This window comes from Mesorhizobium sp. M0047 (assembly GCF_040323315.1).
Lineage (GTDB): Bacteria > Pseudomonadota > Alphaproteobacteria > Rhizobiales > Rhizobiaceae > Mesorhizobium.
This window is the reverse complement of record NZ_JAMYUW010000007.1, coordinates 146,387-170,842: the sequence shown is the minus strand read 5'-3', so window position 1 is coordinate 170,842 and position 24,456 is coordinate 146,387. Positions and strand designations below refer to the sequence as shown.

Here is a 24,456-nt window from a genome sequence, read left to right as displayed (position 1 = left end):
TGCCAAACTATACCGCCGCGCGGAAATCAAAAGCCGGTGACGGTGGCCCTCGACCGAACACCCCGCGCCGTTCCACATCTGGATGTGGACGCCGCGGAGTGCGCGGGTCGATTGCGGATCTCGGGAGCGGGATCATGCAATCGACGGAGGGCTCTTGCAGCCAGTTCGCCGGCAGCAAGCCCCCTGTTACATCTTCGACAAAAGAAGTTACATCTTGGGCAAAAGAACCTTGTCGATGACGTGAATGACGCCGTTGGACTGTTCGACATCGGCGATCGTCACATGGGCGACATTGCCGTTCTCGTCGGTGACGGTGACCTTGCCGCCTTCGGCCTTGAGCGACAGCTCGCAGCCGCCAACAGTCTTGACCTTGTGGGTGCCGCCATCGGCCTTGGCCATCGAGGCAACGTCCGCCCGCATCGCCTTGGCACCGACGACATGGCAGGTCAGAATTTTGGTGAGCTTGTCCTTGTTCTCGGGCTTGAGCAGCGTCTCGACCGTGCCGGCCGGCAGTGCCGCAAAGGCTTTGTTGGTCGGCGCGAACACCGTGAACGGACCGGCGCCCTGCAGCGTCTCGACCAGGCCGGCGGCCTTCACGGCGGCGACCAGCGTCGTGTGGTCCTTCGAGTTGACGGCGTTTTCGATGATGTTCTTGTTGGCATACATTGGGGCGCCGCCGACCGTCGGGTTTTTGGCATAGGCGGAGGTGGCAAGGGCGGAGACGGCGATGGTACCGGCGAGCAAAAGGGTGGCGAATCTGCGCATGATATAATACTCCTTGGATTTTCCACTTCCCATCTTTGGGACGAGAGGAGATACGGGACAAAAATGCGCTAGTTTCAGGAATATTGTGATTTTTTAAATTATCTACCAGGTCAGATACATTTTCGAATGCCGCCGGGTGTGCCCACGAACATGCTCACTGAGGCGTGTGCAGCGAATGATAGACTTCAGGTAATCTATTTTGAGTTTGCAGACGCAAGAGCCGGTCAGATGCTCTTCAGATCGCCCGCGGCGACCACCGGTCCGGTTGGCTGGCCGGTCGGCGAACCGCCTGACGGCTCGAGGCTGACGGCCAGCACCGCGCCCTGGGCGAGCTTCTGCCGGGCCGCCGGCGAGACGATGATGCGCGCCGTAGCACCTGCCGGAATGACGCCCATCGACACCGGCGGGTTCTTGCCTTCGATCATCCACAGCTCGAAGTCCTTGCCGGCGGCGCGCTCACCGGAGACGTGCGACAGGCCGACCTCGTGATGCGCGGCGTCGTAGACGGCGAGATATTTGACGTCGCTGCCTTCGGCGGCCAGCGAGGCGACGAGGCGCGCCTGCGGTTGCTCGACCGGCGGGTTAAGGATGGGCACGGCGATGTAGATCACCAGTGCGGCGACCGCTGCCGCGGCGAGGCCGCGCCAGAAGGCCAGGCTGGACCACAATCCGCGCGGTTGAGCGGGTGCGGTAACGGCCCCGGCGGACGCAAACAGCCTGCGGTCGATCGCCGGCTTGACCGAAGTCGGCGGCTCGATGTCCTGATAGGCGGCAGCCAGCGGCGAAAAATTGACCTCCCAGCCGTCGACAAGGCGGGCGAAGTCGGTCTCGGCTTCGATGCGGCGAGACGCGATCCGGCGTTCGTCGGCAGCCAGCACGCCGAGAACGTATTCGGCGGCGAGCAGGTCGTCGCCTCCACGTTCCGGTCCTGTGTCTTCTGCCAGCGTCATCTTTCCAGACATTCTCTGAGTTTCAGCAGGCTGCGGCGCAGCCAGGTACGCATCGTGTTCAGCGGCACGCCGTGGCGCTCCGCCAGTTCGGCATAGCTTTCGCCCTTGAGATAAGCACCCCGGACGGCCGCCGCCCGGTCCTTCTCCAATTCATCGAGGCAATGGTGGATGCGTTCGGATTCGTCGCCCGCCACCACCATCGCTTCAGGCCCCGGCGCCGGATCGGCCACGTCGAGTGCGGCATCGATGTCGGCAGCAGGCTTGCGCCGCGCCCTGATGCGATCGATCGCATGATTGCGCGCGATCGCCACCAACCAGGAGATCGGGCTCAGGTCGGAGACGGCAAAACGGTCCGCCTTCGTCCATATCTTGACGAAGACTTCCTGTAGAGCTTCTTCCGCATCTCCCCGATCGTTCAATACACGAAGACAAACGCCGAAAAGTTTCGCGCTGGTCTGCCGGTAGAGCAGATCGAACGCGGCCCGATCCTTCATCGAAGTCCGGACGATCAGCTTGGTGATGTCCTGCGGCGTCATCGCAGGCAAATTAGGCGATTGCGATATATTTGCAACGGCGGAAAACCTTGTGCACGCCCTAGCTTTGCGTGTCGCCAGCCCGGCTCCGCCCGTCGATTGCCAATGTAGCCGCCACTGCCTAGCTTGCTATAGGGACGGGGAGCGCGCATGTCGGTTGAACAGATACTATGGTCGCAAGACGCAACCGGCCTCGCCGATCTGATTCGCAAGGGGGAGGTCTCGCCCATCGAGCTGACCGAGGCCGCGATTGCCCGCGCCGAGGCCACCCGTCGCGACATCAACGCCACGGCCGTGTCGCTCTATGATGCCGCCCGCGCCCGCGCCAGGATCGTCGACCGCTCGCTGCCGCTGGCCGGCGTCCCGTTCGCCATCAAGGATCTCGGCATAGCCATCAAGGGCGTGTCGACGCATGGCGGCAGCCGCATTCCGGCATGGCTGGCCGACGTCGATTCGGCGCTCACCGACCGCTATCTTGCCGCCGGGCTCATTCCGATCGTCACCTCGACGTCGCCGGAACACGGGCTGCGGCTGATGACCGAGTCCAAAGCCTTTGGCATCACCTGCAATCCGTGGAACACCGGCCATACCAGCGGTGGCTCGTCGGGTGGTGCGGCGGCACTGGTCGCCGCAGGTGTCGTGCCGGTGGCGCACGCCTCGGATGGCGGCGGCTCGATCCGCGTGCCCGCCGCCTGCACCGGGCTTGTCGGCCTGAAGACGTCGCGCGGCCGCACACCGCTGACGCCCCTGGTGAGCGAAAGCTGGTACGGCATGGTGGTCGACCATGCACTCACCCGTTCGGTGCGCGATTGCGCGTTGCTGCTTGATCTCACCCACGGTCCCGACCTTTTGTCGCCCTATGCCGCGCCGCCGCCGAAAGGCACGTTCACGGCGGCCGCCGCACGCGATCCCGGCAAGCTCAGGCTGGCCGTGTACCGCAAATCGCCGCTTGGCCTGCCGATCTCGGATGAGACGCTCAAGGCGCTCGACACGGCGGTGGCGCTTGCCCGCGAGGGCGGACACACCGTCGAGGAGATCGACCTGCCATTCATAGGGCGCGATTTCCTCGCTGGCTTCTGCAGGACGGTTGCCTCGGCCGTCGCCGGCACGATGCGGGCGGAGGCGCTGCGTGTAGGCCGTTCCGTTATGGGCGATGTCGAGCGGGCCACCCGGGTGCTCGGCAGGTTGGGCGAGATGCTGTCGGCCGGCGAGACCTATGCCGACCTGCAGCGGCTGCATGCCGCCTCGCGGCAGCTGATCGCCGAGACTGCTCGGTATGACGCTGTGCTGATGCCGATCATTGCCCATCCGCCGCTCGCCTGCGGCGCCATGGATCCGAAAGGCACAGACGAGTTCATTGAGAACCTGCTCGACAAGCTTCACCTGACGCCCTTGCTGAAGCTGAAACCGTTCTTCGGCCAGCTGATGGACAAGAGCCTCTGGTTCACCCATTGGCCGGCGATCCAGAATGTCAGCGGCCAGCCGTCCATCGCACTGCCGGTCCATGTCACCGATGCCGGCCTGCCGCTCGGCATCCAGGCGGCGGGCCGCCCGGGCGACGAGGAGACGCTGCTGTCGCTCGCCGCGCAGATGGAAAAGATCTCGGGCTGGCTGGGCCGCAGGGCACCGCTAAAGGTGCCGTCATGATGACGACGTCGTGAGGCGCTGGAATATGACAGCAAAGCCATTTGCGGGTGGAGCCAATTCCCGCTAAGACGCCGCCGTCTTTACCGATCTCCAGGGAACCAAGCCGATGACGGACATCGCCGCCACCGCCGAAATGCAGGCAGCCCTGCTGTCGCGGGCGCTGCCCTACATGCAGCGCTACGAGAACAAGACGGTCGTGGTGAAATATGGCGGCCACGCCATGGGCAATATCGAACTCGGCAAGGCGTTCGCCCGCGATATCGCGTTGCTGAAACAATCCGGCGTCAACCCGATCGTCGTCCATGGCGGCGGTCCGCAGATCGGCGCCATGCTGGCCAAGATGGGCATCGAATCCAAGTTCGAGGGCGGCCTGCGCGTCACCGACCAGAAGACGGTCGAGATCGTCGAGATGGTATTGGCCGGTTCGATCAACAAGGAGATCGTCGCCCTGATCAACGCCGAGGGCGAATGGGCGATCGGTCTGTGCGGCAAGGACGGCAACATGGTCTTCGCCGAAAAGGCCCGCAAGACGATGATCGACCCTGACTCCAATATCGAGCGCGTGCTCGATCTCGGCTTTGTCGGCGAGCCGGTCGAGGTCGACCGCACCTTGCTCGATCTTCTGGCGCGCTCCGAAATGATCCCGGTGCTGGCGCCGGTGGCGCCCGGCCGCGACGGCCACACCTACAACATCAATGCCGATACTTTCGCCGGCGCCATTGCCGGAGCCTGCCAGGCGACACGCCTGCTGTTCCTCACCGATGTGCCGGGCGTGCTCGACAAGGACAAAAACCTGATCGACGAGTTGACAGTGGCCGAGGCCAAGGCGCTGATCAAGGACGGCACGGTCTCGGGCGGGATGATCCCCAAGGTCGAAACCTGCATCGAAGCGATCGAGCGCGGCGTCGAAGGCGTCGTCATCCTCAACGGCAAAACGCCGCATTCGGTGCTGCTCGAGCTGTTCACCGAACACGGCGCCGGCACGCTGATCGTGCCCTGAGCGGCGGCCGATTTGTTGATCGTCTGCCGCTGATCGATCAGGCGCCCTGAGGAAGGCGCGCAATGACCTTTATCTCGAAGTCGAAGCCCGCCAGCCAGTTCACGCCCACCGCGGTCCAGTTCGTGTAAGGCGGTTCGCCGAATACCTTCTTTCGAACGGCGTCGATCACCTTCCACTGCGCGGCCGGATCGGTATGGAACGTAGTCACGTCAACGATGTCGTCGAACGTGCCACCGGCCGCCTTCAGCACCGCCGCGAGATTGTCGAAGGCCAGCTGCACCTGCTTTTCGAAGACCGGCTCGGGCGACCCGTCCTCGCGGCTGCCGACCTGGCCGGAGACAAACAGAAGGTCGCCTGAACGGATCGCCGCCGAATAACGGTTGATCTCGTAGAGAGCCTGCCGGCCGGCCGGAAAGATCGCGTCGCGTTTGGTCATAGTTTCACTCCATCTAGATAAGGCAGGTCCGACCTCCTGATGATCGCGACGTGGCTTCGCCGAGAAGGCGAGAGCTATCCGCAGGGCTTCAGGGCTTTGGCTGCACTCCAACATCCGGGACGGCTGTTGACATACGCCCCGTATGTCGGATGTGGGAACATACGGCGCGTATGTCAATGCGAATACGTCGCGCAGGTTTTTAGGAGATTGCCAGAGCTGTCACGCGCGGGGTGAAATCGTAATCTCGGGCGACGTCAGCTTTCGCTTTAGGCGTTGGACAACCATGGACTCCTCTTCCGTGTCCTGGGGCGCGCCCCAGAATTCGGCAAGCGTCGGGCCGTCCTTCACCCTGATGTCGCGGACCAGAAAACCCCAGACCTCGCGGAACCAGACGCGCCGGCCCATCTGGGTATACCAGCGCATCGAGTGCCGCTGCTCGGGATCCCTATGGAACAGGATCCGCGCCAGCGCCTTCGGCCGCGACTGCACCGCCAGCTCGATCAGCTTGACGCTGAAGAACAGCATCCACGGCTTCAGCCGCGTCATCTGCAGCACCTGGTGCTTGTAGTCCCACAGCCGGGCATCCTTCTGGATCACCTTGCGGCCCCGGGCGATCCTGAAGAACGGCGTCCAGCGATGCGGCGTCACATAAAGCGCCTGGATCTGGTCCGGGTCGTAGGCGATCAACTGGCGAAAGCCGCGCCACAGGTCGCGAAATCCCTCATCTTCGAAGCCGGCTACCCAGGTCGCCATCGACAGTATGCCGTTGAGGCGCAGCAGCCTTATCGCCTCGCGGTCGGATGAGGTGCTGCCGCCCTTGCGGATCAATTGAAGCGTCTGCTCGTCGGTGTTTTCCATGCCGAGCAGCCAGCGGATGACACCCGCCTTGCGATAGAGGTGCAGGATGTCGGCGTCGCGCACGATGTCGTCGGCGCGGGTCGAACCGACGATCAGCACCGGCACATTCGCGATAATCAGGGCATCGAGAAAGGCGCGCCAGGCCTTCTTCGAAACCGTCGGGTTCTCGTCGGCGAGATTGATCAGTTCAACGCCGTGCTCGCGGTGCAACCATGCTATTTCTTGGGCGAATTTAACCGGGTCGCGATGCTGCCAGCGGGTCCAGAAGCCGCGCTGGCCGCAATAGTTGCACAGATGCGGGCAGCCGCGCGAAAACTGCATGACCACGGCACGCTTGCCGCCCCAATAGCTGTAGCGCCCGTGATCGATCAGCTCCCAGCCGACACGGTAGGCGTCGAGTTCTGCGATGGTCATGGCCGGCTGCGTGGCGAAGGGACGGCGCAGATCGTCGCGATAGGCGATGCCGGCCACGCTCCCGGGCGGCTGGTGCATTTCAAGCGCCTCGACCAGCGCCACGACGGTCGCCTCGCCCTCGCCGCGCACGACGAAGTCGAAGACGTCCGTTTCAGCCAGTATGTCACGCCAGTGATAGGTTGGAAAAACGCCGCCATAGATGATGATGGTCGCCGGCTCGCGCTGCTTGATCATCTTGGCGAGGAGCAGGGCGGTCGGGTGCGCCGAGGTCGAGCCGGAATGGCCGATCAGGACGAAGTCTGGATGGTCTTCCAGTGCATTGCGCACAACGCTGTCGAGCGGCATCGGCCCGAATTCGGCGTCGACGAGGCGCACCGCATGACCGGCATCGATCAGCGGTCCGCCGAGTGCCAAAAGGCCGAGCGGCGGCAGGTGGTCGTCGGGCACGCGACTGCCGATGGCAGCGTGCGGCGGATTGATCAGGACGATGTTCATGGCGGACCTCCGGCTGTTGGTCCGCGCAAGCTGGCCGGCGATGTGGACACGGGCTTGGCCCGCTTCAGCAGTTTGCGTGCAGCTTTCCCGCAGGAATACTGAAGGCAGGCATTGTCAGCGCCTCAGGTGGGCGAGCGGCACGTGGCCAGGCCCCTTGATGTTCTGCAGCACGAGTTGGGTATGAACGTCGCGCACGCCGTCGAGCCGCATCAGCCGGTGCATGACGAAGGCGTTGAGCTCGTCGACCGATGGCACCATGACATGCAGCAGGAAATCGTGGTCGCCGGTCATTGTCCAGCACGCAGACACCTCGTCCATGCGCTGGACCGCGGCGATGAAACTTTCGGGCGAGCCGTCGCTGTGGCTGACAAGGCGCACCTGGATGAACACCTCGACCATTAGCCCGACCGCGCGGCGGCTGATCACCGCAGCAAAACCCTTGATGATACCAGTCTCCTGCAGCGCCTCGAAACGCCGTGCGCAAGGCGTCGTCGACAGGCCGATCTCTTGTGCCAGCTCGGAGACAGGCTTACGCCCGTCGCGCTGCAGGACATCGAGCATCCTGATCTCGAAATCATCGAATTGAGGCATCTTCACTCCTCCAAAACGGCTTCTGGGTAAATCTTACCTCGAATTCTGTCTTTGAGCCATCATCAAAACCGATTTGCCTCGACAAATCCGGTTATCCTCTCAACACGTCAGCCATCCATGATCTGCGAGGAGAAAAGTCATGACGACGATGACAGTTGCGGAATACGCCCGCGATTGCGCGGCGCAAGGGTTGCGCGGCGACTATTCGGTCTGCCGTGCCGATTTCACCGTGGCGCAGGGTTACGACTACAGCGCCGAAGAGCAGGCAGTGTGGCGCACGCTGTGCGACCGCCAGACCGAACTGACGCGCAAGCTCGCCCACCACTCCTATCTACACGGCGTCGAGAAGCTCGGCCTGCTCGACCGCATCCCCGATTTCGACGAGGTCAGCGCCAAGCTGCGCAAGCTGACCGGCTGGGAGATCGTTGCCGTGCCGGGTCTCATTCCTGCGGCTCCCTTCTTCGACCATCTCGCCAATCGCCGATTCCCCGTCACCAACTGGCTACGGACCAGGCAGGAGCTCGACTACATCGTCGAGCCGGACATGTTCCATGACTTCTTCGGCCACGTCCCGGTGTTGTCGCAGCCGGTGTTTGCCGATTTCATGCAGATGTATGGCCGCAAGGCCGGCGACATCATTGCGCTGGGCGGCGACGAGATGATCACGAGGCTCTACTGGTACACGGTTGAATACGGCCTGATGCAGGAGGCCGGCCAGCCGCTGAAGGCCTTTGGCGCCGGCCTGATGTCCTCGTTTACGGAATTGCAGTTCGCCGTCGACGGCAAGGATGCCCACCACGCGCCTTTCGACCTCGAGACGGTGATGCGGACCGGCTACGAGATCGACAAGTTCCAGCGCGTCTATTTCGTGCTGCCGTCGTTTGACGCCTTGCGCGATGCCTTCCGGACCGCCGACTTCGAGGCGATAGTCGCCCGCCGCAAGGGCCAGCCGGCACTCGACCCGGCGACAGTCTGACGCCTTAGTCGGCCTCGTCTCGCTGGCCGCAGCCGCCGTGCTGGTGCGCATCGCCGTCTACGGCTTTTGAGCCATGCCCTGCATCTGCCGGCGCCATCATCGGCGCCCGCATCGTCGGCTTGATCAGGCCGCTTCGGAAATGTCCGTGCCGAGGATCGTCAGGTTGCGGCCCTGATGCTTGGCCTGGTAGAGGCGCCGGTCGGCGGCGCGCATCAGGTCCGATACGCTCATATCTTCGCCGCAGACGGTGCCGCCGATGCTGACGGTGAGTGGAATGGTCCGCTCGTCGACGGGCCGGAAGCGGATCAGCTCGACTTCGCGGCGAATGCGCTCGGCGACGCGCTTGGCCTCCTGCTCGGTGGCGCCGGTCAGGAAGGCGCCGAACTCCTCGCCGCCGATGCGGCCGAGCACATCGCCGCTGCGCACGCCGCGCTGAATCGCGCTGGCGATCAAACGCAGCGCGTCATCGCCGGTCAGGTGGCCAAAATTGTCGTTGATCCTCTTGAAGTGGTCAGCGTCGATGATCAGCAGCGCGCCGCGATCGGACTTGCGGCGCGAACCTTCAAGCGCGGCAAAGAAGCTTTCCCGGTTCAGCATGCCGGTCATGTCGTCGCGGCTTGCCTTTTCCGCCAGGCGGCGATGCGCGGCGGCGAGCTGGGCATGCGCGCGAGCGAGGTCGCGATGCGCGTTTTTCAGCCTGTCGCTTTGCCAGAAAGTGCTTGCGCTGGCGGCCCATGTCAGCACCAGTGGACAGAGCGTAGAGGTCAGCCAGATCGTGCGGTTGACCGGGAATCCCATCGCCGGAACGATGATCAGCGTCAAAACGAGCGATGCCGCGACAGACGCGAAAGCGACGGCGGCGGATCTCAGAATTATGCTGTTCATCGCTTGCTCCCACAAGACTGTCTCTGTGCCAGCAAGCCCTGAAGGGCACCTTTCCCGGATGACTAAAATTTGAACGGTGAGGTCATTTCTGCAATCATAGCGAGTAGAAGTTGTGGATAAAGTCTCTTTCAGGCCGCCCGTTTCATGCCATAAGGAGCAGATGACCACGCTCCCTGACCCCGCCCGCTTCGCCCATGTCACCGATTGGGTGTTCGACCTCGACAACACGCTCTATCCGCATCATTCGAATCTGTTCTCTCAGATCGACGTCAAGATGACCGCTTATGTCGGCGAACTCCTGGCGCTGCCGCGCGACGACGCGCGCAAATTGCAAAAGGAGCTCTACCGCGAATATGGCACGACGCTGAACGGGCTGATGACACGCCACGGCATCGACCCCGACGATTTCCTCGAGAAGGTCCATGACATCGATTACTCATGGCTGGTGCCCGATCCCGTCCTCGGCACGGCCATCCGCCAGCTTCCGGGCCGCAAGTTCATCTTCACCAATGGCGACCGCAGGCATGCCGAACGCACCGCGCGCCAGCTCGGCATTCTCGAACATTTCGACGCTATCTTCGATATCGTCGCCGCAGGGCTCAATCCCAAGCCGGCGCGCCAGACCTATGAGAAGTTCGCCGAACTCCACTCCGTTATTGGCCACAATGCAGTGATGTTCGAAGACCTTGCCCGCAACCTTTCGGTGCCGAAGTCGCTGGGCATGACCACGGTGCTTGTCGTGCCGCGCAATTTCGAACCGACCTTTTCCGAGATCTGGGAGCGCGATCCGGCCAACGAGGATGACGTCGATTTCGTCACCGACAACCTTGCCAGCTTCCTGACGGCGATAGTCGAGGTAACGGCCTGAGCCGTCCTGCCCGCCTGGTTCACAGACTGTAGAAGCGGCTGATGATCCCCCAGGCCTCGTCGGCGGTGTCGACGAAATCGATGATATCCTGGTCGCCGGGGCTGATCGTGCCCTGCTCGGCGAGGAAATCGAGATCGATCGCCCGTTTCCAGAAGGATTTGCCGAACAGGATCACCGGCACGCGCTCCATGCGCCCGGTCTGGATCAGGGTCAGCGTCTCGAAGAACTCGTCCATTGTTCCGAAGCCGCCGGGAAACACCGCGACGGCCTTGGCGCGCATGACGAAATGCATCTTGCGGATGGCGAAATAGTGGAAGTTGAAGCAGAGCTCCGGCGTCACATAGCTGTTCGGTGCCTGCTCGTGCGGCAGGACGATGTTGAGGCCGATCGACGGCGCGCCGACATCGTCGGCGCCGCGGTTTCCCGCTTCCATCACGCCGGGTCCGCCACCGGTCACCACGACATATTCGCGGTAGTATGACGTGGCCGACTGCTGCGAGCAGAGGCGGGCGAATTTGCGCGCCTCCTCGTAGTATTTGCTGTTTTTCTCGAGGTTCTTCTTCTGCGTTTCGTTCTTGGCCGCCCAGGCCTCGCCGCCGGGCTCGGGCAGGCGTGCGCCACCAAACAGGATGACCGTCGAACGGATGCCGCGTTCGGCCAGGATCATCTCAGGCTTCAAGAGTTCGAGCTGCAGCCTGACCGCGCGCAATTCGCGACGCGTCATGAAGTCGGGATCGTTCCAGGCCAGCCGATAGGTCTCGGCACGCGTCTGCGGCGTGTCCGGCACACTCTTCGATCGCTCCAGATCCTCGTCCGAATGCGGCAGCGGCGTCCACCCCGCCTTTTCCATAGGAGTCATAATTGCGCTACCCGTCCAAATTCTTCAGTTGCGCCGTCCCATGGCGCAGCCGCGATTGACCCTCATTGAGCCTTAACATAAGCAGGTTCCGCAAAAGTGTCCGACGGTTTTGCGACAAGAACCTGCTACATGCAAAGACCCAGGAAGGCAAAGCCTGCCAGCGGTCCGCGCGACTTTCAAAACAGGTTAAGGCGCAGCCCCTTAACAGCTTGGTAATGGAGCGAATTCATGTCGAAGCCAGATCTGGCGAGCCTCGAAAAGACCATTGAGAAGGCCTTCGAGGAACGCGACACGATTTCGACTATGACACGCGGCGAGACGCGCGACGCCATCCAGTCGGCACTCGACCTGCTCGACCGCGGCACCGCCCGTGTCGCCGAGCGGCAGGCCGACGGCAAATGGCATGTCAACCAGTGGCTGAAGAAAGCCGTGCTGTTGTCGTTCCGGCTCAATCCGATGGAGATCATCAAGGGCGGCCCGGGCCAGGCGGTGTGGTGGGACAAGGTGCCGTCGAAGTTCGATGGCTGGAGCGCCGTCGATTTCGAGAAGGCGGGATTCCGCGCCGTGCCGTCATCGATCGTGCGCCGTTCGGCGTATGTCGCGCCGGGCGCCGTGCTGATGCCGTCCTTCGTCAATGTCGGCGCCTATGTCGATACCGGCACCATGGTCGACACCTGGGCCTCGGTCGGCTCCTGTGCCCAGATAGGCAAGAACGTGCACCTGTCGGGCGGTGTCGGCATTGGCGGCGTGCTGGAGCCGATGCAGGCCGGCCCGACCATCATCGAGGACAATTGCTTCATCGGCGCGCGCTCGGAAGTGGTCGAGGGCTGCATCGTGCGCGAAGGCTCGGTGCTCGGCATGGGCGTCTTCATCGGCCAGTCGACGAAGATCGTCGACCGCGCCACCGGCGACATTTTCTATGGCGAGGTGCCCTCGAATTCCGTCGTCGTCGCCGGCTCGCTGCCTGGCAAGCCGTTGCCGAACGGCGAGCCGGGCCCAAGCCTCTACTGCGCCGTCATCGTCAAGCGCGTCGATGCCAAGACCCGGTCCAAGACCTCGATCAACGAATTGCTGCGCGATTGATCTTTGCGCAAAGCGGGCGCACCTTCCGCCGGCGCGACGATCGGTCGCGCTGGTTCAACATGGAGGGATGACATGGACTGGAAGTATCTTCTCACAAGTTTCGATGGCCGCATCAACCGTGGCAAGTTCTGGGCCGGCATCGGCGTATTCATCGTTATCGGCATCGTTGCTTTCATCCTCGACGCGATTCTGGGCACGCGATTCACCACGGCCAGCGGCGCCCAGGTCGGCATCATCGGCATCCTGTTCGCGCTGGCGTCGATCTATTTCGCCATTGCCCTCTATGCCAAACGCTGGCACGACCGCAACAAGTCGGGCTGGTGGACGCTGATCGGCCTCGTACCCATCATCGGCGGCATCTGGCTGCTGGTCGAGCTCGGCATCCTCGAAGGCTCCAGGGGTGCCAATCAATATGGACCGGACCCGCTTGCCTGACAAATCAGATCTCACCTGGCTTTTCTTCAAAACATCGGGCCGCGTCAGTCGCGCGGCCTATTTCCTTGGTGGATTGCTCGTTGCCATCATCCAGGCCTTCCCGCTCTACCGGTTCACGCTGGTGCCCGAGGGCTCGCCCGAGAGCAACATGTGGTCGTTCATCTTCTTTATCGCTTTCATCGCCTCGCTGTGGTCGAACATCGTGCTGGCGGTGAAGCGGCTGCACGACTTGGACAAGCCGGGCATTGCCGCACTGATCCTGTTCGTCCCGGTGGTCTCGATTGTCGCCTTCCTTGTGTTGTGCCTGTTTCCAGGGCAGCCTGGGCCCAATCGCTATGGCCGGCGCACCAACGAGCCGGCACAATCCTGAGGGCCGATCGGACATGCGCTACCGCACGCTTGATCCGGAACTGATCGTCGACACCGCCGAGCGGCTCGAAGAGCGGATCGCCGACCGTTTTCCCGAAGCGGGATTGCGTGGCGTCGCCGCCGAGCTGGTCTCCCTGTCGCGCGATTTGGCCAAGGCCGCCAAGGCGCTCGAGGCGCCGATCTGGTGGCTGCGCGGGCTCATCATTGCCGCCGTCGTCGCCGGCGCGCTGGTGTTCCTGTTCGTCGGCACCATTCTGCCGCTCATTCATATCTCCCAGGCCGACGATGCGGTTCAGTCGGTGCAAGGTATCGAAGCCACGATCAACATGATGATCCTTGCCGTGCTTGGCTTCCTGGCGTTGACCCGAACCGAGGAGCGTATCAAGCGCAAACAGGTGTTCCGTCAACTGCACGGCCTGCGCTCGCTGATCCATGTCATCGACATGCATCAGCTGACCAAGGATCCGGCAGCTCTTTCGGCCGATTTCAGGCCGACCACGCATTCGCCTGCCCGCATCACCAATGCCGCCGACCTGGCGCGCTATCTCGACTATTGCTCCGAAATGCTGTCGATCACCGGCAAGATCGCAGCGCTGTTCGCGCAGTCGGTCAATGACGGTGTAGTCATCGATGGCGTCAACGACATCGAGAACCTGGCGTCCAACCTGTCGCGGAAAATCTGGCAGAAGATCACGTTGATCGACGGCCGGCCGGCCCCGCAGCGATCTGCCCCGGCGACAGGCCCGGCGAGCCAACCCGCTCCGCTTCCGCCGCGCGCACCAGCGCGGTGATCCGCTGGATCATCGGAGCCGGCGTGCCGGCCTTATCCGCCAGCCGCAGGATGGCGCCCTGCAAGTCGTCGATTTCCGTCGGCCGGCCGCGCTGCAAATCGTCCCACATCGACGAGCGCGCCTGCGGGTCGATCGCCAGCATGCGCCGGGCCAGCAGTTTGAAAAGCCAGTCGGGCAGCCTGAGCACCTTCGACAGCAGGGACGGCCGCAGGCCGGCAATCCGCGCCGGCTCGATGCCGGACGCTTTCATCGCCGTGAGCGCCTCGTCGATCTGACCGGCCAGGATGAGCCGCCAGCGCCGATCGGCCAATTCGGTTACCAGCGGCAGGTCCGACAGGGCCACCAGAGCGTTGTTCAAATTCATCAGCAGCTTGCCCCACAGCACGGCCTTCATGTCGCCGCGGGCTTCGACCGCAAAGCCTTCGACATCGAGCAGGTCGACCAGGCCGGAATTGCCGTGTTCGACCATCACCTTGCCGTCGCTGGCGCGGTGAACGCGCAGCGGCTGTTCGCCATCCGGGGACTGCACGACATTGAACGGCACCATGCCGGCCAGCACTGTTTGCCCGGCAAGCCCGGCGCGCAGCCGTTCTGCATTTTCGATGCCATTCTGCAGGCTCACCACAACAGCATCCGGGCGGGCATGGACCTTGATGAGGCCTGCCATATCCTGCGTCGCGCCGCTCTTGACCGTGACCAGGATCACATCCGCCTCCGGCAGGGCGGCGGCCGGATCGGTGGTGACTGCAAGCGCCTCCGGCTTGATCGAGCGATCGCGACCTTCAAGATCGGTGACCCGCAATCCGCCCTGCCGCAACGCCGCATCGATACGCGGCCGGGCCAGCAGAATCACCCGGCGCCCGGCGAGCGCCAGGCAGCCGCCGGCATAGCAGCCGATGCTGCCGGCACCGGCAATGACGTTCTTCCGGTCTGCCATCCTGTCGCCCGCGCGGGTCGCAGCTATACGACATGAAAACCATAATATCGGCGGTATCGCCAGCCATGAGGCTGGCCCCCATGTCTGGCCGTGACAGGCCTTCCGCTTTCGACTATCGCTTTTGCCATGACGCTGCCGACCGATCCCGCCGAAAACCTCGCTGCCCTTATCCGCTGTGCATCCGTGACGCCCGCTGAGGGCGGCGCGTTGGGCGCGCTGGAGACGATGCTGAAGCCGCTCGGCTTCCTGGTCGACCGGCCAGTGTTTTCCGAAAACGGCACGCCCGATATCGAGAACCTCTATGCGCGACGGTCCGGCAACGGCCCGCACCTGATGTTTGCGGGCCATACCGACGTGGTGCCGGTCGGTGACGAAGCCGCCTGGACGCATCCGCCCTTCGCTGCCGAGATTGCCAATGGCGAGATGTATGGCCGCGGCGCGGTCGACATGAAGGGCGGCATCGCCTGTTTCATCGCCGCCGTGGCACGCCATGTCGAGACCAAGGGCGGCCCGAAAGGGTCGGTCTCGCTGCTGATCACCGGCGACGAGGAAGGGCCGGCCATCAACGGCACGGTCAAGCTGCTCGAATGGGCGGCTGCCAGGGGTGAGAAATGGGATGCCTCCCTTGTCGGCGAGCCGACCAACCCCGATACGCTCGGCGACATGATCAAGATCGGCCGGCGCGGCTCGATGTCCGGAGCCATAACGGTCAATGGCCGTCAGGGCCATGTCGCCTATCCTCAGCTTGCCGACAATCCGGTGCGTGGGCTGATGAGCCTGGTCGACGCCTTGATGCACCCGGACTTCGACAAGGGCACCAGGGATTTCCAGCCGACCAATCTGGAGATCACCTCCATCGATGTCGGCAATCCGGCCACCAATGTCATCGCGGCCAAGGCGACCGCGACCTTCAACATCCGCTTCAACGACAGCTGGACGGCCGAGACCCTGCAGGCCGAGATCCACAACCGGCTCGACCAGGCGGCAAGACGCAAGAAGTACCGGCAGGCCAAGAAGACGCCGGTCGACTATGAGCTGGTCTGGCGCGACCGGCCGAGCCATGTCTTCCTGACCCGCGATGACAGACTGGTCGAGACCCTTCGCGGTTCGATCAAGTCGACGGTCGGCAAGGAGCCGACGCTGTCGACTTCCGGCGGCACGTCCGACGCGCGTTTCATCAAGGACTATTGCCCGGTGGTCGAGTTCGGGCTTGTCGGCAAGACCATGCATATGGTCGACGAGCGTGTCGCCATTGCCGATCTCGAAACGCTGACGCAAATCTATCAACGCTTCATCGAAGACTGGTTCGGGCAGGGCTAGGGCATGCTTTCGGCTGATGAAACCCAAGCTTCGCTGACGGGCGCCTGGCGGCTCATGCTCGGCAAGGCAGATGGCTTGCGCCTGCTCGACCTGTCGGCCGACGGCTTCTGGAATTCCTTTTTCGCCATTGTCGTTGCAGCACCGGCGCTGATCGTCGGCTGGGTCGGCATCGCCAACGAGATCGGCGATCCAGACGCTTTCGCGGGGCGCTTCAGCATGCTGGTGCGTCTGGCGACCGTCGACATCGGCTCCTGGGTGCTGCCGCTGGTCGTTCTGGCCCTGGTCGCGCCGCGCGCCGGCATTGGCGGCCGCTTCGTCCACTATGTCGTCGCCAGCAACTGGGCCTCGGCCATTACTGCCTGGCTGATGCTGCCCTCGGCGCTGATCCGGCTTTTTCTATCGTCAGCGAGCCAGGTTTCAAGCCTTGTGTCGCTGTTGTTGTTTGCCCTGTCGATGGTGCTGACCTGGCGAATGACCAACGCCACAATTGGCAAGGGCCCTGCCATTGGCACCGCCGTTTTCGTCGGTATGTTCCTCGCGTCGCTGTTGGTGCTGTTCGGCCTGCAGACGCTGCTCGGCATCGCCGTGCCGGATGATGTCGGGTCCCAGAGCCTTTCCGGGTTCGTCCCCGGGTAGAGCTCTTCCGGACTGTACCCCAGACAGAGCCCTTTCGGCCTCTATCCCGGAGAGTCCCTATCCTGCATAGTCGATCTCAGGATAATCGACACCCACCAGAAACAGCCCGTCGGGCGGCGCCACCTGGCCGCAGGCGGCGCGGTCGTGCGCCTCGAGCGCTGTTTTCAGATCGGCGGCGGTCCAGCTGCCTTCGCCGACCCGCTTGAGGGAACCGACCATCGAACGCACCTGATTGTGCAGGAAGGAGCGCGCCGAAGCCCTTATCTCGATCACGTCACCTTGCCTGCTCACGTCGAGCCGCTCCAACGTCCTGACCGGGCTGTTGGCCTGGCACTGGGTCGAGCGGAAGGTGGTGAAGTCATGCCGTCCGAGCAGGACCTTTGCCGCTTCGTGCATGGCGCCCGCGTCGAGCCGTTTCGGCACCCACCAGACCTTGCCCTTGTCGAGTGCGGCCGGCGCGCGTCGGTTGAGGATGCGGTAGAGGTAGTGACGGCCGGTGGCCGAGAAGCGCGCGTCGAAGCTGTCGGAGACGACCGTTGCCTTGAGCACGGCGACGCGCGCGCCGGCCGCCTGCAGATGGGCGTTGACGGCATCGCGCACCTTGTCGTTGGGCCATTCCTTGACGAGGTCGACATGTGCAACCTGGGCGGTGGCATGCACGCCGGCATCGGTGCGGCCGGCGGCACGCAGCCGGACCGCTTCGCCGCAGAATTTTTCGATCGCCTGCTCGATCGCCTGCTGCACTGAAGGCTGGTCCGCCTGGTGCTGCCAGCCGGCAAACAGGCTGCCGTCATATTCGATGTCGAGGCGAAAACGCGGCATGCTAGGGCAAGACGCCGAAAAGTGTGAAGCGGTTTTCGGACGACATCATGCTCGATCTCTTGGATTAGAGACGGATTCAGATTTCAGGTGGATTCGACCTGAAATCATCCGGCTCTAGGGCTGTTGCCGCCTACGCGGCGAGTGCCGAGCCGAAGGCCGACGCGTAGACCAGTTTGCCGGCTTCCGGAGCATCGCCCCAGGCCAATGCCTGCAGAGCCTCGCTTTGATGCTCGCTCTCGAACTTTTCGGCGCGGGCGTGACTGTAGCCGAAACGGCTGTAATAGGCCGGATCGCCCAACACCACGGCCAGTGTCTCGCCGGTGTCCTTGAGGCGGATATGCGCCTCGCGGATCAGCGCGCCGCCGATACCGCTGCCATGGAACGAAGGCTCCACCGCCAACGGCGCCAGCGCCACGGCCGCGAAGTTCTTGCCGCCGCTTTCGACGAACAGCCGGGAAAACAGGATGTGGCCGACCACCTGGCCGTCTTCTTCCGCCACCAGTTCGGCGACGACGTCGCCGCCGGTCACCAGCGCGTCGACCAGCCCGGCCTCCGCCTGCTGGCCAAAAGCGTGCTCTTCGACGAGGCGAATGGCCTCGCGATCCCGCGGCGTCGCCGCGCGTATCGACATCATGCTCATGAGAATTTCATTCCTTTTTCGATCTTGGCCCCGCGCAGGAACTCCTGCGCGGCAGCAGGCCTTCCGCCCGCCCGTTGAACTTCAACCAGCCTGATCGCGCCTGCCCCGCAGGCGACAGTCAGCCGGTCATCGAGAATTCCTCCCGACTCGCCCAAATCTCCCGAAAGCGACAGGCCTTGCGACAGCGTCGAGCGAAGCAGTTTCAGCCGTTCCGGGCGGCCGCCAATTTCTATCTCCGACCAGGCGCCGGGAAAGGGCGACAAGCCACGAATATGATTGTGAACCTCGCTCGCCGGGCGAGTCCAGTCCACGCGCGTCTCGGATTTATCGACTTTCTTGGCGTAGGTCACCCCTTCCACCGCCTGGTCGGCAAATGTCAGCGTGTTCCTTTCCAGTCGGGCCAGCGCTTCCACCATCAGGGTTGCGCCGACGCTCATCAATCGATCGTGCAGATCGCCGGCTGTCATATCGGGCTCGATGGCGCATTTTTCAACCAATCCGACCGGACCGGTGTCCAGACCCTCTTCCATGCGCATCACCATCATGCCGGTTTCGCTGTCGCCGGACATGATGGCGCGCTGGATTGGTGCAGCCCCCCGCCAGCGCGGCAAAAGCGAGGCATGGCCGTTGATGCAGCCAAGCCGGGGCGCCTCCAGAACCGCCTTCGGCAGCAGCAGGCCGTAGGCGACCACCACGGCTACATCGGCCCGCAAGGCCCGGAAAGCGGCCTGCTCGGCCTCACCTTTGAGCGAAGTCGGTGTACGCGCCTCGATGCCCAGCCGCTCCGCTTCGCGCTGCACCGGCGACGGCGTCAGTTCCAGCCCGCGCCGTCCGGCGGCGCGCGGCGGCTGGGTGTAGACGGCTGCGACTTCATGTCCGGCCTCGGCGATGGCGCGCAACGTCGGCACCGAAAACTCCGGCGTGCCCATGAAGATGACGCGAAGCGGCATTTTTCTTCCGATATCCTGTCTTGCGCCGTGAGCCGGCTCAAGCATCTGCTTCAAACGGGTTTATGACCTTCAGGTCAAGGCCGTCGAAGTCGCGAACGTTGCGCGTGGCTAGCGTGGCGTCATGGGCGATACAAATCGCGGCAATCATGGCGTCAGAAAGACTGATTGGGCGGCCATTCCTCTCCCGTGCTGCTCGCAACTTGCCGGCAAGTCGAGGGATCGAACCCGAAAATTCCACGATACGACCGGCAAACTGTTCGGTGACCAGGTGATCGCGCACGCGAACATAACGGTCCGACCCCGTCCTGTTTAAAAACCTTTCGGCACCGAACGACTGCTCCATGATGACTGGTCCACACATATAGAGTGCGAGAAGATCCTGTTTGCGGAACCACGCTGAGACGTTCGAATCGGGCGCAGGCTTGCTGGCTTCGGAAACGACGTTGGTGTCGAGGACGATCACTCGAAATCCTCGACTGGACGACCGAAGTCGCGTTTCCTGTCCGCTTCGATTTCGTCCATTATCTCGGAAAATTCGTCGCCAATTGCGTTTTCAGCGGCGAATGCCGAGCGTATCGCATCCCATGCTGAAAGGCCCGACTCTGGCTTGGCTTCTTTCTCCGCGACCATGCCTTTGCGCAAAAGATCGATCGCTTTGCCCGACAGGCTCTGGCCGCCCTTGCGTGCTGCTTGTTCGATTTCGCGCTTCAAGGGTTCGGGAATATCTCTGATCAGCATATCACCCATGGATATCTCCAAAAGTTTGATATCAATGATATCAAACTGCAGGCCTGCCCTCAACGAAATTCGAAGGTTTGGCCAAGGGCAGGACAAAAATGAACGACGCGCGCTGCTCAGTCGAGCTATCCCACCAGCTTGCCCGGCGCCTTGTCTCTGGCGAGCTTCTTGAATTTCTTCACCACCATGTCGCGCTTCAGCTTCGAAATGTGATCGATGAACAAGATACCATTGAGGTGATCGATCTCATGCTGCAGGCAGGTTGCCATCAGGCCCTCGGCCTCCATCTCCTGCAATTTGCCGTCACGGTCGAGATACTTGACCCGCACGGCGGCCGGGCGTTCGACCTCGGCATAATAGTCCGGGATCGACAGGCAGCCTTCCTCGTAGACGGACCGCGTATCGGCGCTCTCCAGGATTTCCGGGTTGATGAAGACGTGCGGCGCCGGCTCTTCGTCTTCCTTGGCGAGATCGATCACCAGCATGCGCAGCGGCTCGCCGATCTGGATTGCGGCCAGCCCGATGCCGGGCGCGTCATACATGGTCGCCAGCATGTCGTCGGCTAAATTGCGCAAAGGCGCGTCGACACGCTCCACCGGCTTGGAAACCTGGCGCAGGATGGGATCGGGAAGGATGATGAGCGGCTTGATCGGCATGGCGCTCCACCTAAGACCTCCAGCGAAAAGCGTCAACCGTTGCGCGCGAACCTCGTTCACGTTTTGATCTGTGCGATCAGGGCGAATCGTTTATGCTGTCCACATGAATGATCTGAGCACCATCCTTTCGGAACCTGTCGCCCGGCTTGGCGCCACCACGATCACACTCGGCCATGCGCTGGCCTTGGGCGCCTTGCTGGTTCTCGGCCTGTTCGTGGCGCTCGTTGTCGCGCTGTGGCGGTCGGCCAAAGCGCGCGCAGTCGCTGCCGCCGAAGCCGCCGATCATGCCCGCGACGCCGAGGCGCGAATGGCCGGCATTCTGCAAAGCCAGGCCGAGATGCAGGGCCGCATGGGCGCCATCGCCGAAGTGTTCGGGGCACGGCAAGCGGAATTGACGCAGTCGATCGGCCAGCGTCTCGATGCCATGACCGGCCGGCTCGGCCAGACCATGACCGAGCAGACGAAATCGACGCATGAAAGCCTGGCCAAATTGCAGGAGCGGCTGGCGATCATCGATGTCGCGCAAGGTAACATCCAGTCGCTCGCCGGCCAGGTCGTGCAGTTGCAGGCGATACTCTCCAACAAGCAGACGCGCGGCGCCTTCGGTCAGTCGCGCATGGAGGCGATCGTCGCCGACGGCCTGCCGCACGGCGCCTACGAATTCCAGGCGACGCTGTCGAACGGCAGCCGGCCCGACTGCCTGGTAAAGATGCCGAACGGCGCGCCGTCGCTTGCCATCGACGCCAAGTTTCCGCTGGAAGCCTGGAACGCCATCCGCGCCGCCGATGGCGCCGACCTGCAGAAGGTCGCCTCGCAGGCATTCCGCCGCGACATCGAGATCCATGTCCGCGATATCTCGGAAAAATACCTGATCCAGGGCGAGACCCAGGATACCGCCTTCATGTTCGTGCCTTCGGAATCGGTGTTCGCCGAGATCCATGAGAATTTCGAGGCGATCGTCCACAAGGCGCATCGCGCCCGTGTCGTCATCGTCTCGCCGTCGCTGCTGATGCTGTCGATCCAGGTTATTCAGGCGATCCTCAAGGACGCCCGCATGCGCGAACAGGCGCACCTGATCCAGGGCGAGGTCATCCGGCTGATGGAGGATGTTGCGCGTGTCGATGAGCGGGTGCGCAAGCTGCAGGTCCATTTCGGCCAGTCCGCCAAGGACATCGACGACATCCTGGTTTCTACTTCGAAGGTCACCAAGCGCGGCCAGAAGATCGAGGCGCTGGAGTTCGGCGCACAGGCCGACGGCGAAGCCGCGGCGGACGCCGCGTCACGGCCTCCCGCTGCAAAGGCTGACACGGGCGCTCGCGTTGCCGATTCGAAGACCGGGCAGCTCAGGCTGAGGGTCGTCGAAGGCGACGACTGAGCAGCGCTACTGCTCCTCCACGGTGGTCATGTGCTGAAATTCCGGCAGCCAGTGCAATGCCGAGCGGTGCCAGTATTGCGTCCGGGGAACCAGCTCATCGCGCTGCCGCGCCGTGCCGACCCGGACGCCATAGACTTTCGGCCCGTCGCCAACCGATGTGGCGTATAGATGCGAGCCGCACTCGCCGCAAAAGGCCTGCGCGCGCTTGGCGCCGCTCGATCCTGTCTTGATGTAGATTTTCGGCGTACCCTTGGTGATGCGGTAGTTGCTTTCGAGCGCCGGAACCGTCACGCGAAAAGCCGTGCCGGTCAGTTGCTGGCAGTCCGTGCAGTGGCAGATGTTCGTCTTTTCAGGATCGACCTCCGCCTCGTAGGTGATGGCGCCACAATGGCAGCCGCCGTCGATTTTCATCTTCGTTCCTCCAAAGTGTTGTTAATCTTAGCGAGGCAAGACCGTGAGGCAATGGCGCAACGCTAATCCGGCGCCGGATTGGATGCGGTCTCGATCAGCTTGCGCCGCTTTTCCCAGGTGCCGGTGGTCTGCGGCTTGACGAACAGCCGTGTGATCTCCGGCATCTCCTTCTGTAGCCGCGCCTCCAGGCGCTCCACACAGGCTTCGATCTCCGGCGCCGTCAGGTGATCCTCGAACTCGATGCTCAGCCCGGCAACGATCTCTGCCGGCCCCATATGGACGGTCAGAACGCCGTTCGCCCGCTGCACCGCCGGATCTTGTTGGGCGATCGCCAGCACCTGTCTCTGCACCTCGGGCGAGGCCGGCTCCCCGATCAGTAGGCCCTTGCTTTCGCGGGCCAGGAAAATTGCCGTCGCGCCAAGGATCAGCCCAATGCCGATCGAGGCGGCGCCGTCGAGTTCCGGCATCCCCAGCAGTTCCGCCGCCAGGATGCCGGCGAAGGCGACGATCAGGCCGAGAAGGGCCGCACTGTCCTCGAACAGCACGGTGTAGACGCTCGGATCCTTGCTCGACTGCACGGCCCGCAGCCAGCCTTCCTTGCCCTTCTGATTGCGGAACTCCTTCAGCGCCACCAGCCAGGAGCTGCCTTCGAACAGGAAGGAAAGGCCCAGGACGAGATAGTTCACCTTGACGTTGGCGACCGGTTCCGGCGCCATGATGTGGATCACGCCCTCGTAGAACGATACCCCGGCGCCCACGGCAAAGACGAGAAGTGCGACGATGAAACTCCAGAAATACAGTTCGCGGCCGTGACCGAGCGGATGCGTGTGGTCTGCCGGACGAGCGGCGCGATGCATGCCGTAGAGCAGCAGGCTGCCATTGCCGGTATCGACCAGCGAGTGCACGCCCTCCGACAGCATCGCCGAACTGCCGGTGAAGAAGGCGGCGGCGAACTTGGTCAGCGCTATGGCGAGATTGCCGGCCAGCGCCGCGTAGATCACCCTTTTTGAGCCGCCGTGCCCAGCCATGGTGTGGTCCCGGTTAGATGCGCACCCAGCCTAACGGCCAGACTGCGGAAGCTCCACAGCCATCACAACGCACGAACCGCAGGCTCGTTCAAAGCTGGCGTGCGTCAAAGATACTGCTGGACAGATTGGCCGGCAGGAAGCGGGGCTAGTCGACGATCTCGCTGGTCCACACCTTGAACCCGGCGAGCGTGCCCGGCCCGAAAATATGGGTCAGAGGCACATCGGCGGCGTCACGGCCGGAGGCGATCAGGATGCGGCCGATGCGCGGTGCGTTGTTGCGCGGATCGAAGGCATGCCAGCGGCCGCCGAGATAGACTTCCATCCAGGCGCAAAAGTCCATGCTGGCCCATGGCTTTGGCATGCCGATGTCGCTGATGTAGCCGGTGCAGTAGCGCGTCGGGATGTTGAGTGCCCGGCAGAATGTGACGGCGAGATGCGCATAGTCTCGGCAGACACCGCTCTGTTCGCGGTAGGCCTCCGCAGCGCTGCGTGTCGGCCGCGCATTGCCGTAGTTGAAGACGAGATGATTGTGGACGAAGTCGCAGACCGCCTGGACGCGTGGAATGCCGAGCGGCGTTTGCCCAAACAGCCGCCACGCTTCATCAGCCAGAAGGTCGCTCTCGCAAAATCGGCTGGGCAGCAGGAACAGCAGCGTGTCCGCCGGCAGGTCGCGCACCTCGTGCTGCCAGGCCATCAGGTCGCCCATCTCGAAGGTGCCGGGATCGCGGATCACCGCGTCGGTGCCGAAGGTGAAACGCCCGGGCGGCGCGACGAACCGGTTGCACCAGTTGCCGAAACTGTCGCGGTAGCTTTGGATGGGCACCGGCGGGTTGGAGATCAGGAAATCCGGCCGCTCGAGATCGGAGGCACGGGAATAGTGGACATTCAGCATCGCGATGAGCGGCGTTTCCTGCGGAAAGTCGAAGCTCATTTCGCAGCCGATGTGGATTCGCATTGTCGTCCTGACCGGCCTGCCTGACGATCACCC

29 protein-coding genes are annotated in these 24,456 nt (G+C 63.1%); 11 read left to right on the top strand and 18 right to left on the bottom strand.

Annotation, left to right across the window (positions count from 1 at the left end; genetic code table 11):
- Window positions 1–207: 207 nt before the first annotated feature.
- From NKJ89_RS09280 to NKJ89_RS09270, 3 genes are all read right to left on the bottom strand, one after another.
- The gene (locus tag NKJ89_RS09280) at window positions 208–765 is read right to left on the bottom strand and encodes a fasciclin domain-containing protein (RefSeq protein ID WP_352601775.1); all 558 of its coding nucleotides are present in this window, start codon (window positions 763–765) and stop codon (window positions 208–210) included.
- A gap of 224 nt (window positions 766–989) precedes the next feature.
- The gene (locus NKJ89_RS09275) at window positions 990–1,715 is read right to left on the bottom strand and encodes an anti-sigma factor (RefSeq protein WP_352601857.1); all 726 of its coding nucleotides are present in this window, start codon (window positions 1,713–1,715) and stop codon (window positions 990–992) included.
- Window positions 1,712–2,251 carry a sigma-70 family RNA polymerase sigma factor gene (locus NKJ89_RS09270; RefSeq protein WP_023761368.1) on the bottom strand — a complete coding sequence of 180 codons (540 nt, stop codon included), beginning with the start codon at window positions 2,249–2,251 and terminating at the stop codon, window positions 1,712–1,714. Before NKJ89_RS09270 ends, NKJ89_RS09275 begins: the two co-directional genes overlap by 4 nt.
- 147 nt (window positions 2,252–2,398) lie before the next feature.
- Here NKJ89_RS09270 and NKJ89_RS09265 point away from each other — a divergent pair, with 147 nt between their 5' ends.
- Together NKJ89_RS09265 and argB are read left to right on the top strand one after the other, a co-directional pair.
- Entirely contained in the window at window positions 2,399–3,895 is a 1,497-nt protein-coding gene (locus tag NKJ89_RS09265) for an amidase (protein WP_352601773.1), read from the top strand.
- 106 nt (window positions 3,896–4,001) lie between these two features.
- On the top strand, window positions 4,002–4,895 hold the full coding sequence (gene argB / locus NKJ89_RS09260; RefSeq protein ID WP_023761370.1) for an acetylglutamate kinase: 894 nt from the start codon (window positions 4,002–4,004) through the stop codon (window positions 4,893–4,895).
- 37 nt (window positions 4,896–4,932) lie between these two features.
- On the opposite strand, the gene NKJ89_RS09255 is transcribed toward argB, so the two are convergent.
- The 3 genes from NKJ89_RS09255 to NKJ89_RS09245 all read right to left on the bottom strand — a co-directional run bounded on the left by NKJ89_RS09255 (window position 4,933) and on the right by NKJ89_RS09245 (window position 7,689).
- Window positions 4,933–5,331 carry a RidA family protein gene (locus NKJ89_RS09255; RefSeq protein ID WP_352601771.1) on the bottom strand — a complete coding sequence of 133 codons (399 nt, stop codon included), beginning with the start codon at window positions 5,329–5,331 and terminating at the stop codon, window positions 4,933–4,935.
- 219 nt (window positions 5,332–5,550) lie between these two features.
- Window positions 5,551–7,098 (bottom strand): magnesium-protoporphyrin IX monomethyl ester anaerobic oxidative cyclase, encoded by a 1,548-nt coding sequence (bchE, locus tag NKJ89_RS09250; protein WP_352601769.1) that lies wholly within the window; start codon window positions 7,096–7,098, stop codon window positions 5,551–5,553.
- Window positions 7,099–7,212: 114 nt separating this feature from the next.
- Entirely contained in the window at window positions 7,213–7,689 is a 477-nt protein-coding gene (locus NKJ89_RS09245; protein ID WP_352486123.1) for an Lrp/AsnC family transcriptional regulator, read from the bottom strand.
- Window positions 7,690–7,828: 139 nt separating this feature from the next.
- Here NKJ89_RS09245 and phhA point away from each other — a divergent pair, with 139 nt between their 5' ends.
- The gene (gene phhA, locus NKJ89_RS09240) at window positions 7,829–8,665 is read left to right on the top strand and encodes a phenylalanine 4-monooxygenase (protein WP_352601767.1); all 837 of its coding nucleotides are present in this window, start codon (window positions 7,829–7,831) and stop codon (window positions 8,663–8,665) included.
- 123 nt (window positions 8,666–8,788) lie between these two features.
- Here phhA and NKJ89_RS09235 read toward each other — a convergent pair whose 3' ends face one another.
- Window positions 8,789–9,550, bottom strand: a complete 762-nt coding sequence (locus tag NKJ89_RS09235) for a GGDEF domain-containing protein (protein WP_352601765.1) — start codon at window positions 9,548–9,550, stop codon at window positions 8,789–8,791.
- Between the two features lie 160 nt (window positions 9,551–9,710).
- Here NKJ89_RS09235 and NKJ89_RS09230 point away from each other — a divergent pair, with 160 nt between their 5' ends.
- Window positions 9,711–10,418: a pyrimidine 5'-nucleotidase gene (locus NKJ89_RS09230; protein WP_352601763.1), complete on the top strand. Its 708-nt coding sequence runs from the start codon at window positions 9,711–9,713 to the stop codon at window positions 10,416–10,418.
- A gap of 19 nt (window positions 10,419–10,437) precedes the next feature.
- On the opposite strand, the gene NKJ89_RS09225 is transcribed toward NKJ89_RS09230, so the two are convergent.
- A complete protein-coding gene (locus NKJ89_RS09225) occupies window positions 10,438–11,277 on the bottom strand; it encodes an LOG family protein (protein WP_023761377.1) in 840 nt (279 codons plus the stop codon).
- A 228-nt stretch (window positions 11,278–11,505) separates the two neighbouring features.
- Between NKJ89_RS09225 and dapD the strand changes: the two genes are divergently transcribed.
- The 4 genes from dapD (at window position 11,506) to NKJ89_RS09205 (ending at window position 13,955) form a co-directional block, all read left to right on the top strand.
- On the top strand, window positions 11,506–12,360 hold the full coding sequence (gene dapD / locus NKJ89_RS09220; protein WP_023761378.1) for a 2,3,4,5-tetrahydropyridine-2,6-dicarboxylate N-succinyltransferase: 855 nt from the start codon (window positions 11,506–11,508) through the stop codon (window positions 12,358–12,360).
- Between the two features lie 72 nt (window positions 12,361–12,432).
- The gene (locus NKJ89_RS09215; RefSeq protein ID WP_023761379.1) at window positions 12,433–12,795 is read left to right on the top strand and encodes a DUF805 domain-containing protein; all 363 of its coding nucleotides are present in this window, start codon (window positions 12,433–12,435) and stop codon (window positions 12,793–12,795) included.
- Entirely contained in the window at window positions 12,788–13,165 is a 378-nt protein-coding gene (locus NKJ89_RS09210) for a DUF805 domain-containing protein (RefSeq protein ID WP_352601761.1), read from the top strand. Before NKJ89_RS09215 ends, NKJ89_RS09210 begins: the two co-directional genes overlap by 8 nt.
- A 13-nt stretch (window positions 13,166–13,178) precedes the next feature.
- The gene (locus NKJ89_RS09205) at window positions 13,179–13,955 is read left to right on the top strand and encodes a hypothetical protein (RefSeq protein ID WP_352601759.1); all 777 of its coding nucleotides are present in this window, start codon (window positions 13,179–13,181) and stop codon (window positions 13,953–13,955) included.
- Here NKJ89_RS09205 and NKJ89_RS09200 read toward each other — a convergent pair.
- A complete protein-coding gene (locus tag NKJ89_RS09200; RefSeq protein ID WP_352601757.1) occupies window positions 13,855–14,892 on the bottom strand; it encodes a 2-dehydropantoate 2-reductase in 1,038 nt (345 codons plus the stop codon). The two genes, NKJ89_RS09205 and NKJ89_RS09200, sit on opposite strands and share 101 nt — an antisense overlap.
- Window positions 14,893–15,018: 126 nt before the next feature.
- Between NKJ89_RS09200 and dapE the strand changes: the two genes are divergently transcribed.
- Window positions 15,019–16,212 (top strand): succinyl-diaminopimelate desuccinylase, encoded by a 1,194-nt coding sequence (dapE, locus tag NKJ89_RS09195; protein WP_352601755.1) that lies wholly within the window; start codon window positions 15,019–15,021, stop codon window positions 16,210–16,212.
- Between the two features lie 3 nt (window positions 16,213–16,215).
- Window positions 16,216–16,848 carry a transporter gene (locus NKJ89_RS09190; protein WP_352486124.1) on the top strand — a complete coding sequence of 211 codons (633 nt, stop codon included), beginning with the start codon at window positions 16,216–16,218 and terminating at the stop codon, window positions 16,846–16,848.
- Between the two features lie 57 nt (window positions 16,849–16,905).
- On the opposite strand, the gene truA is transcribed toward NKJ89_RS09190, so the two are convergent.
- The 6 genes from truA to def all read right to left on the bottom strand — a co-directional run bounded on the left by truA (window position 16,906) and on the right by def (window position 20,654).
- Window positions 16,906–17,670, bottom strand: a complete 765-nt coding sequence (gene truA / locus NKJ89_RS09185; protein WP_352601753.1) for a tRNA pseudouridine(38-40) synthase TruA — start codon at window positions 17,668–17,670, stop codon at window positions 16,906–16,908.
- 130 nt (window positions 17,671–17,800) lie between these two features.
- Window positions 17,801–18,310 (bottom strand): GNAT family N-acetyltransferase, encoded by a 510-nt coding sequence (locus NKJ89_RS09180; protein ID WP_352601751.1) that lies wholly within the window; start codon window positions 18,308–18,310, stop codon window positions 17,801–17,803.
- Window positions 18,307–19,260, bottom strand: a complete 954-nt coding sequence (gene fmt / locus NKJ89_RS09175) for a methionyl-tRNA formyltransferase (RefSeq protein ID WP_352601749.1) — start codon at window positions 19,258–19,260, stop codon at window positions 18,307–18,309. The genes NKJ89_RS09180 and fmt overlap by 4 nt, the downstream gene beginning before the upstream one ends.
- Before the next feature lie 37 nt (window positions 19,261–19,297).
- A complete protein-coding gene (locus NKJ89_RS09170; RefSeq protein ID WP_352601747.1) occupies window positions 19,298–19,723 on the bottom strand; it encodes a type II toxin-antitoxin system VapC family toxin in 426 nt (141 codons plus the stop codon).
- Complete coding sequence (locus NKJ89_RS09165) at window positions 19,720–20,007, bottom strand: plasmid stabilization protein (protein ID WP_352601745.1); 288 nt, start codon at window positions 20,005–20,007, stop codon at window positions 19,720–19,722. The genes NKJ89_RS09170 and NKJ89_RS09165 overlap by 4 nt, the downstream gene beginning before the upstream one ends.
- 116 nt (window positions 20,008–20,123) lie before the next feature.
- The gene (def, locus tag NKJ89_RS09160; RefSeq protein WP_352601743.1) at window positions 20,124–20,654 is read right to left on the bottom strand and encodes a peptide deformylase; all 531 of its coding nucleotides are present in this window, start codon (window positions 20,652–20,654) and stop codon (window positions 20,124–20,126) included.
- 103 nt (window positions 20,655–20,757) lie between these two features.
- On the opposite strand from def, the gene NKJ89_RS09155 reads away from it, so the two are divergent.
- Entirely contained in the window at window positions 20,758–22,029 is a 1,272-nt protein-coding gene (locus NKJ89_RS09155; RefSeq protein WP_352601741.1) for a DNA recombination protein RmuC, read from the top strand.
- Window positions 22,030–22,035: 6 nt separating this feature from the next.
- On the opposite strand, the gene NKJ89_RS09150 is transcribed toward NKJ89_RS09155, so the two are convergent.
- The 3 genes from NKJ89_RS09150 to NKJ89_RS09140 form a co-directional block, all read right to left on the bottom strand.
- Window positions 22,036–22,440, bottom strand: coding sequence for a GFA family protein (locus tag NKJ89_RS09150; RefSeq protein WP_352601739.1), 405 nt, complete (start codon window positions 22,438–22,440; stop codon window positions 22,036–22,038).
- Between the two features lie 62 nt (window positions 22,441–22,502).
- The gene (locus tag NKJ89_RS09145; protein WP_352601737.1) at window positions 22,503–23,468 is read right to left on the bottom strand and encodes a cation diffusion facilitator family transporter; all 966 of its coding nucleotides are present in this window, start codon (window positions 23,466–23,468) and stop codon (window positions 22,503–22,505) included.
- Window positions 23,469–23,613: 145 nt separating this feature from the next.
- Window positions 23,614–24,423 (bottom strand): transglutaminase-like domain-containing protein, encoded by an 810-nt coding sequence (locus NKJ89_RS09140; protein ID WP_352601735.1) that lies wholly within the window; start codon window positions 24,421–24,423, stop codon window positions 23,614–23,616.
- Window positions 24,424–24,456 lie beyond the last annotated feature (33 nt).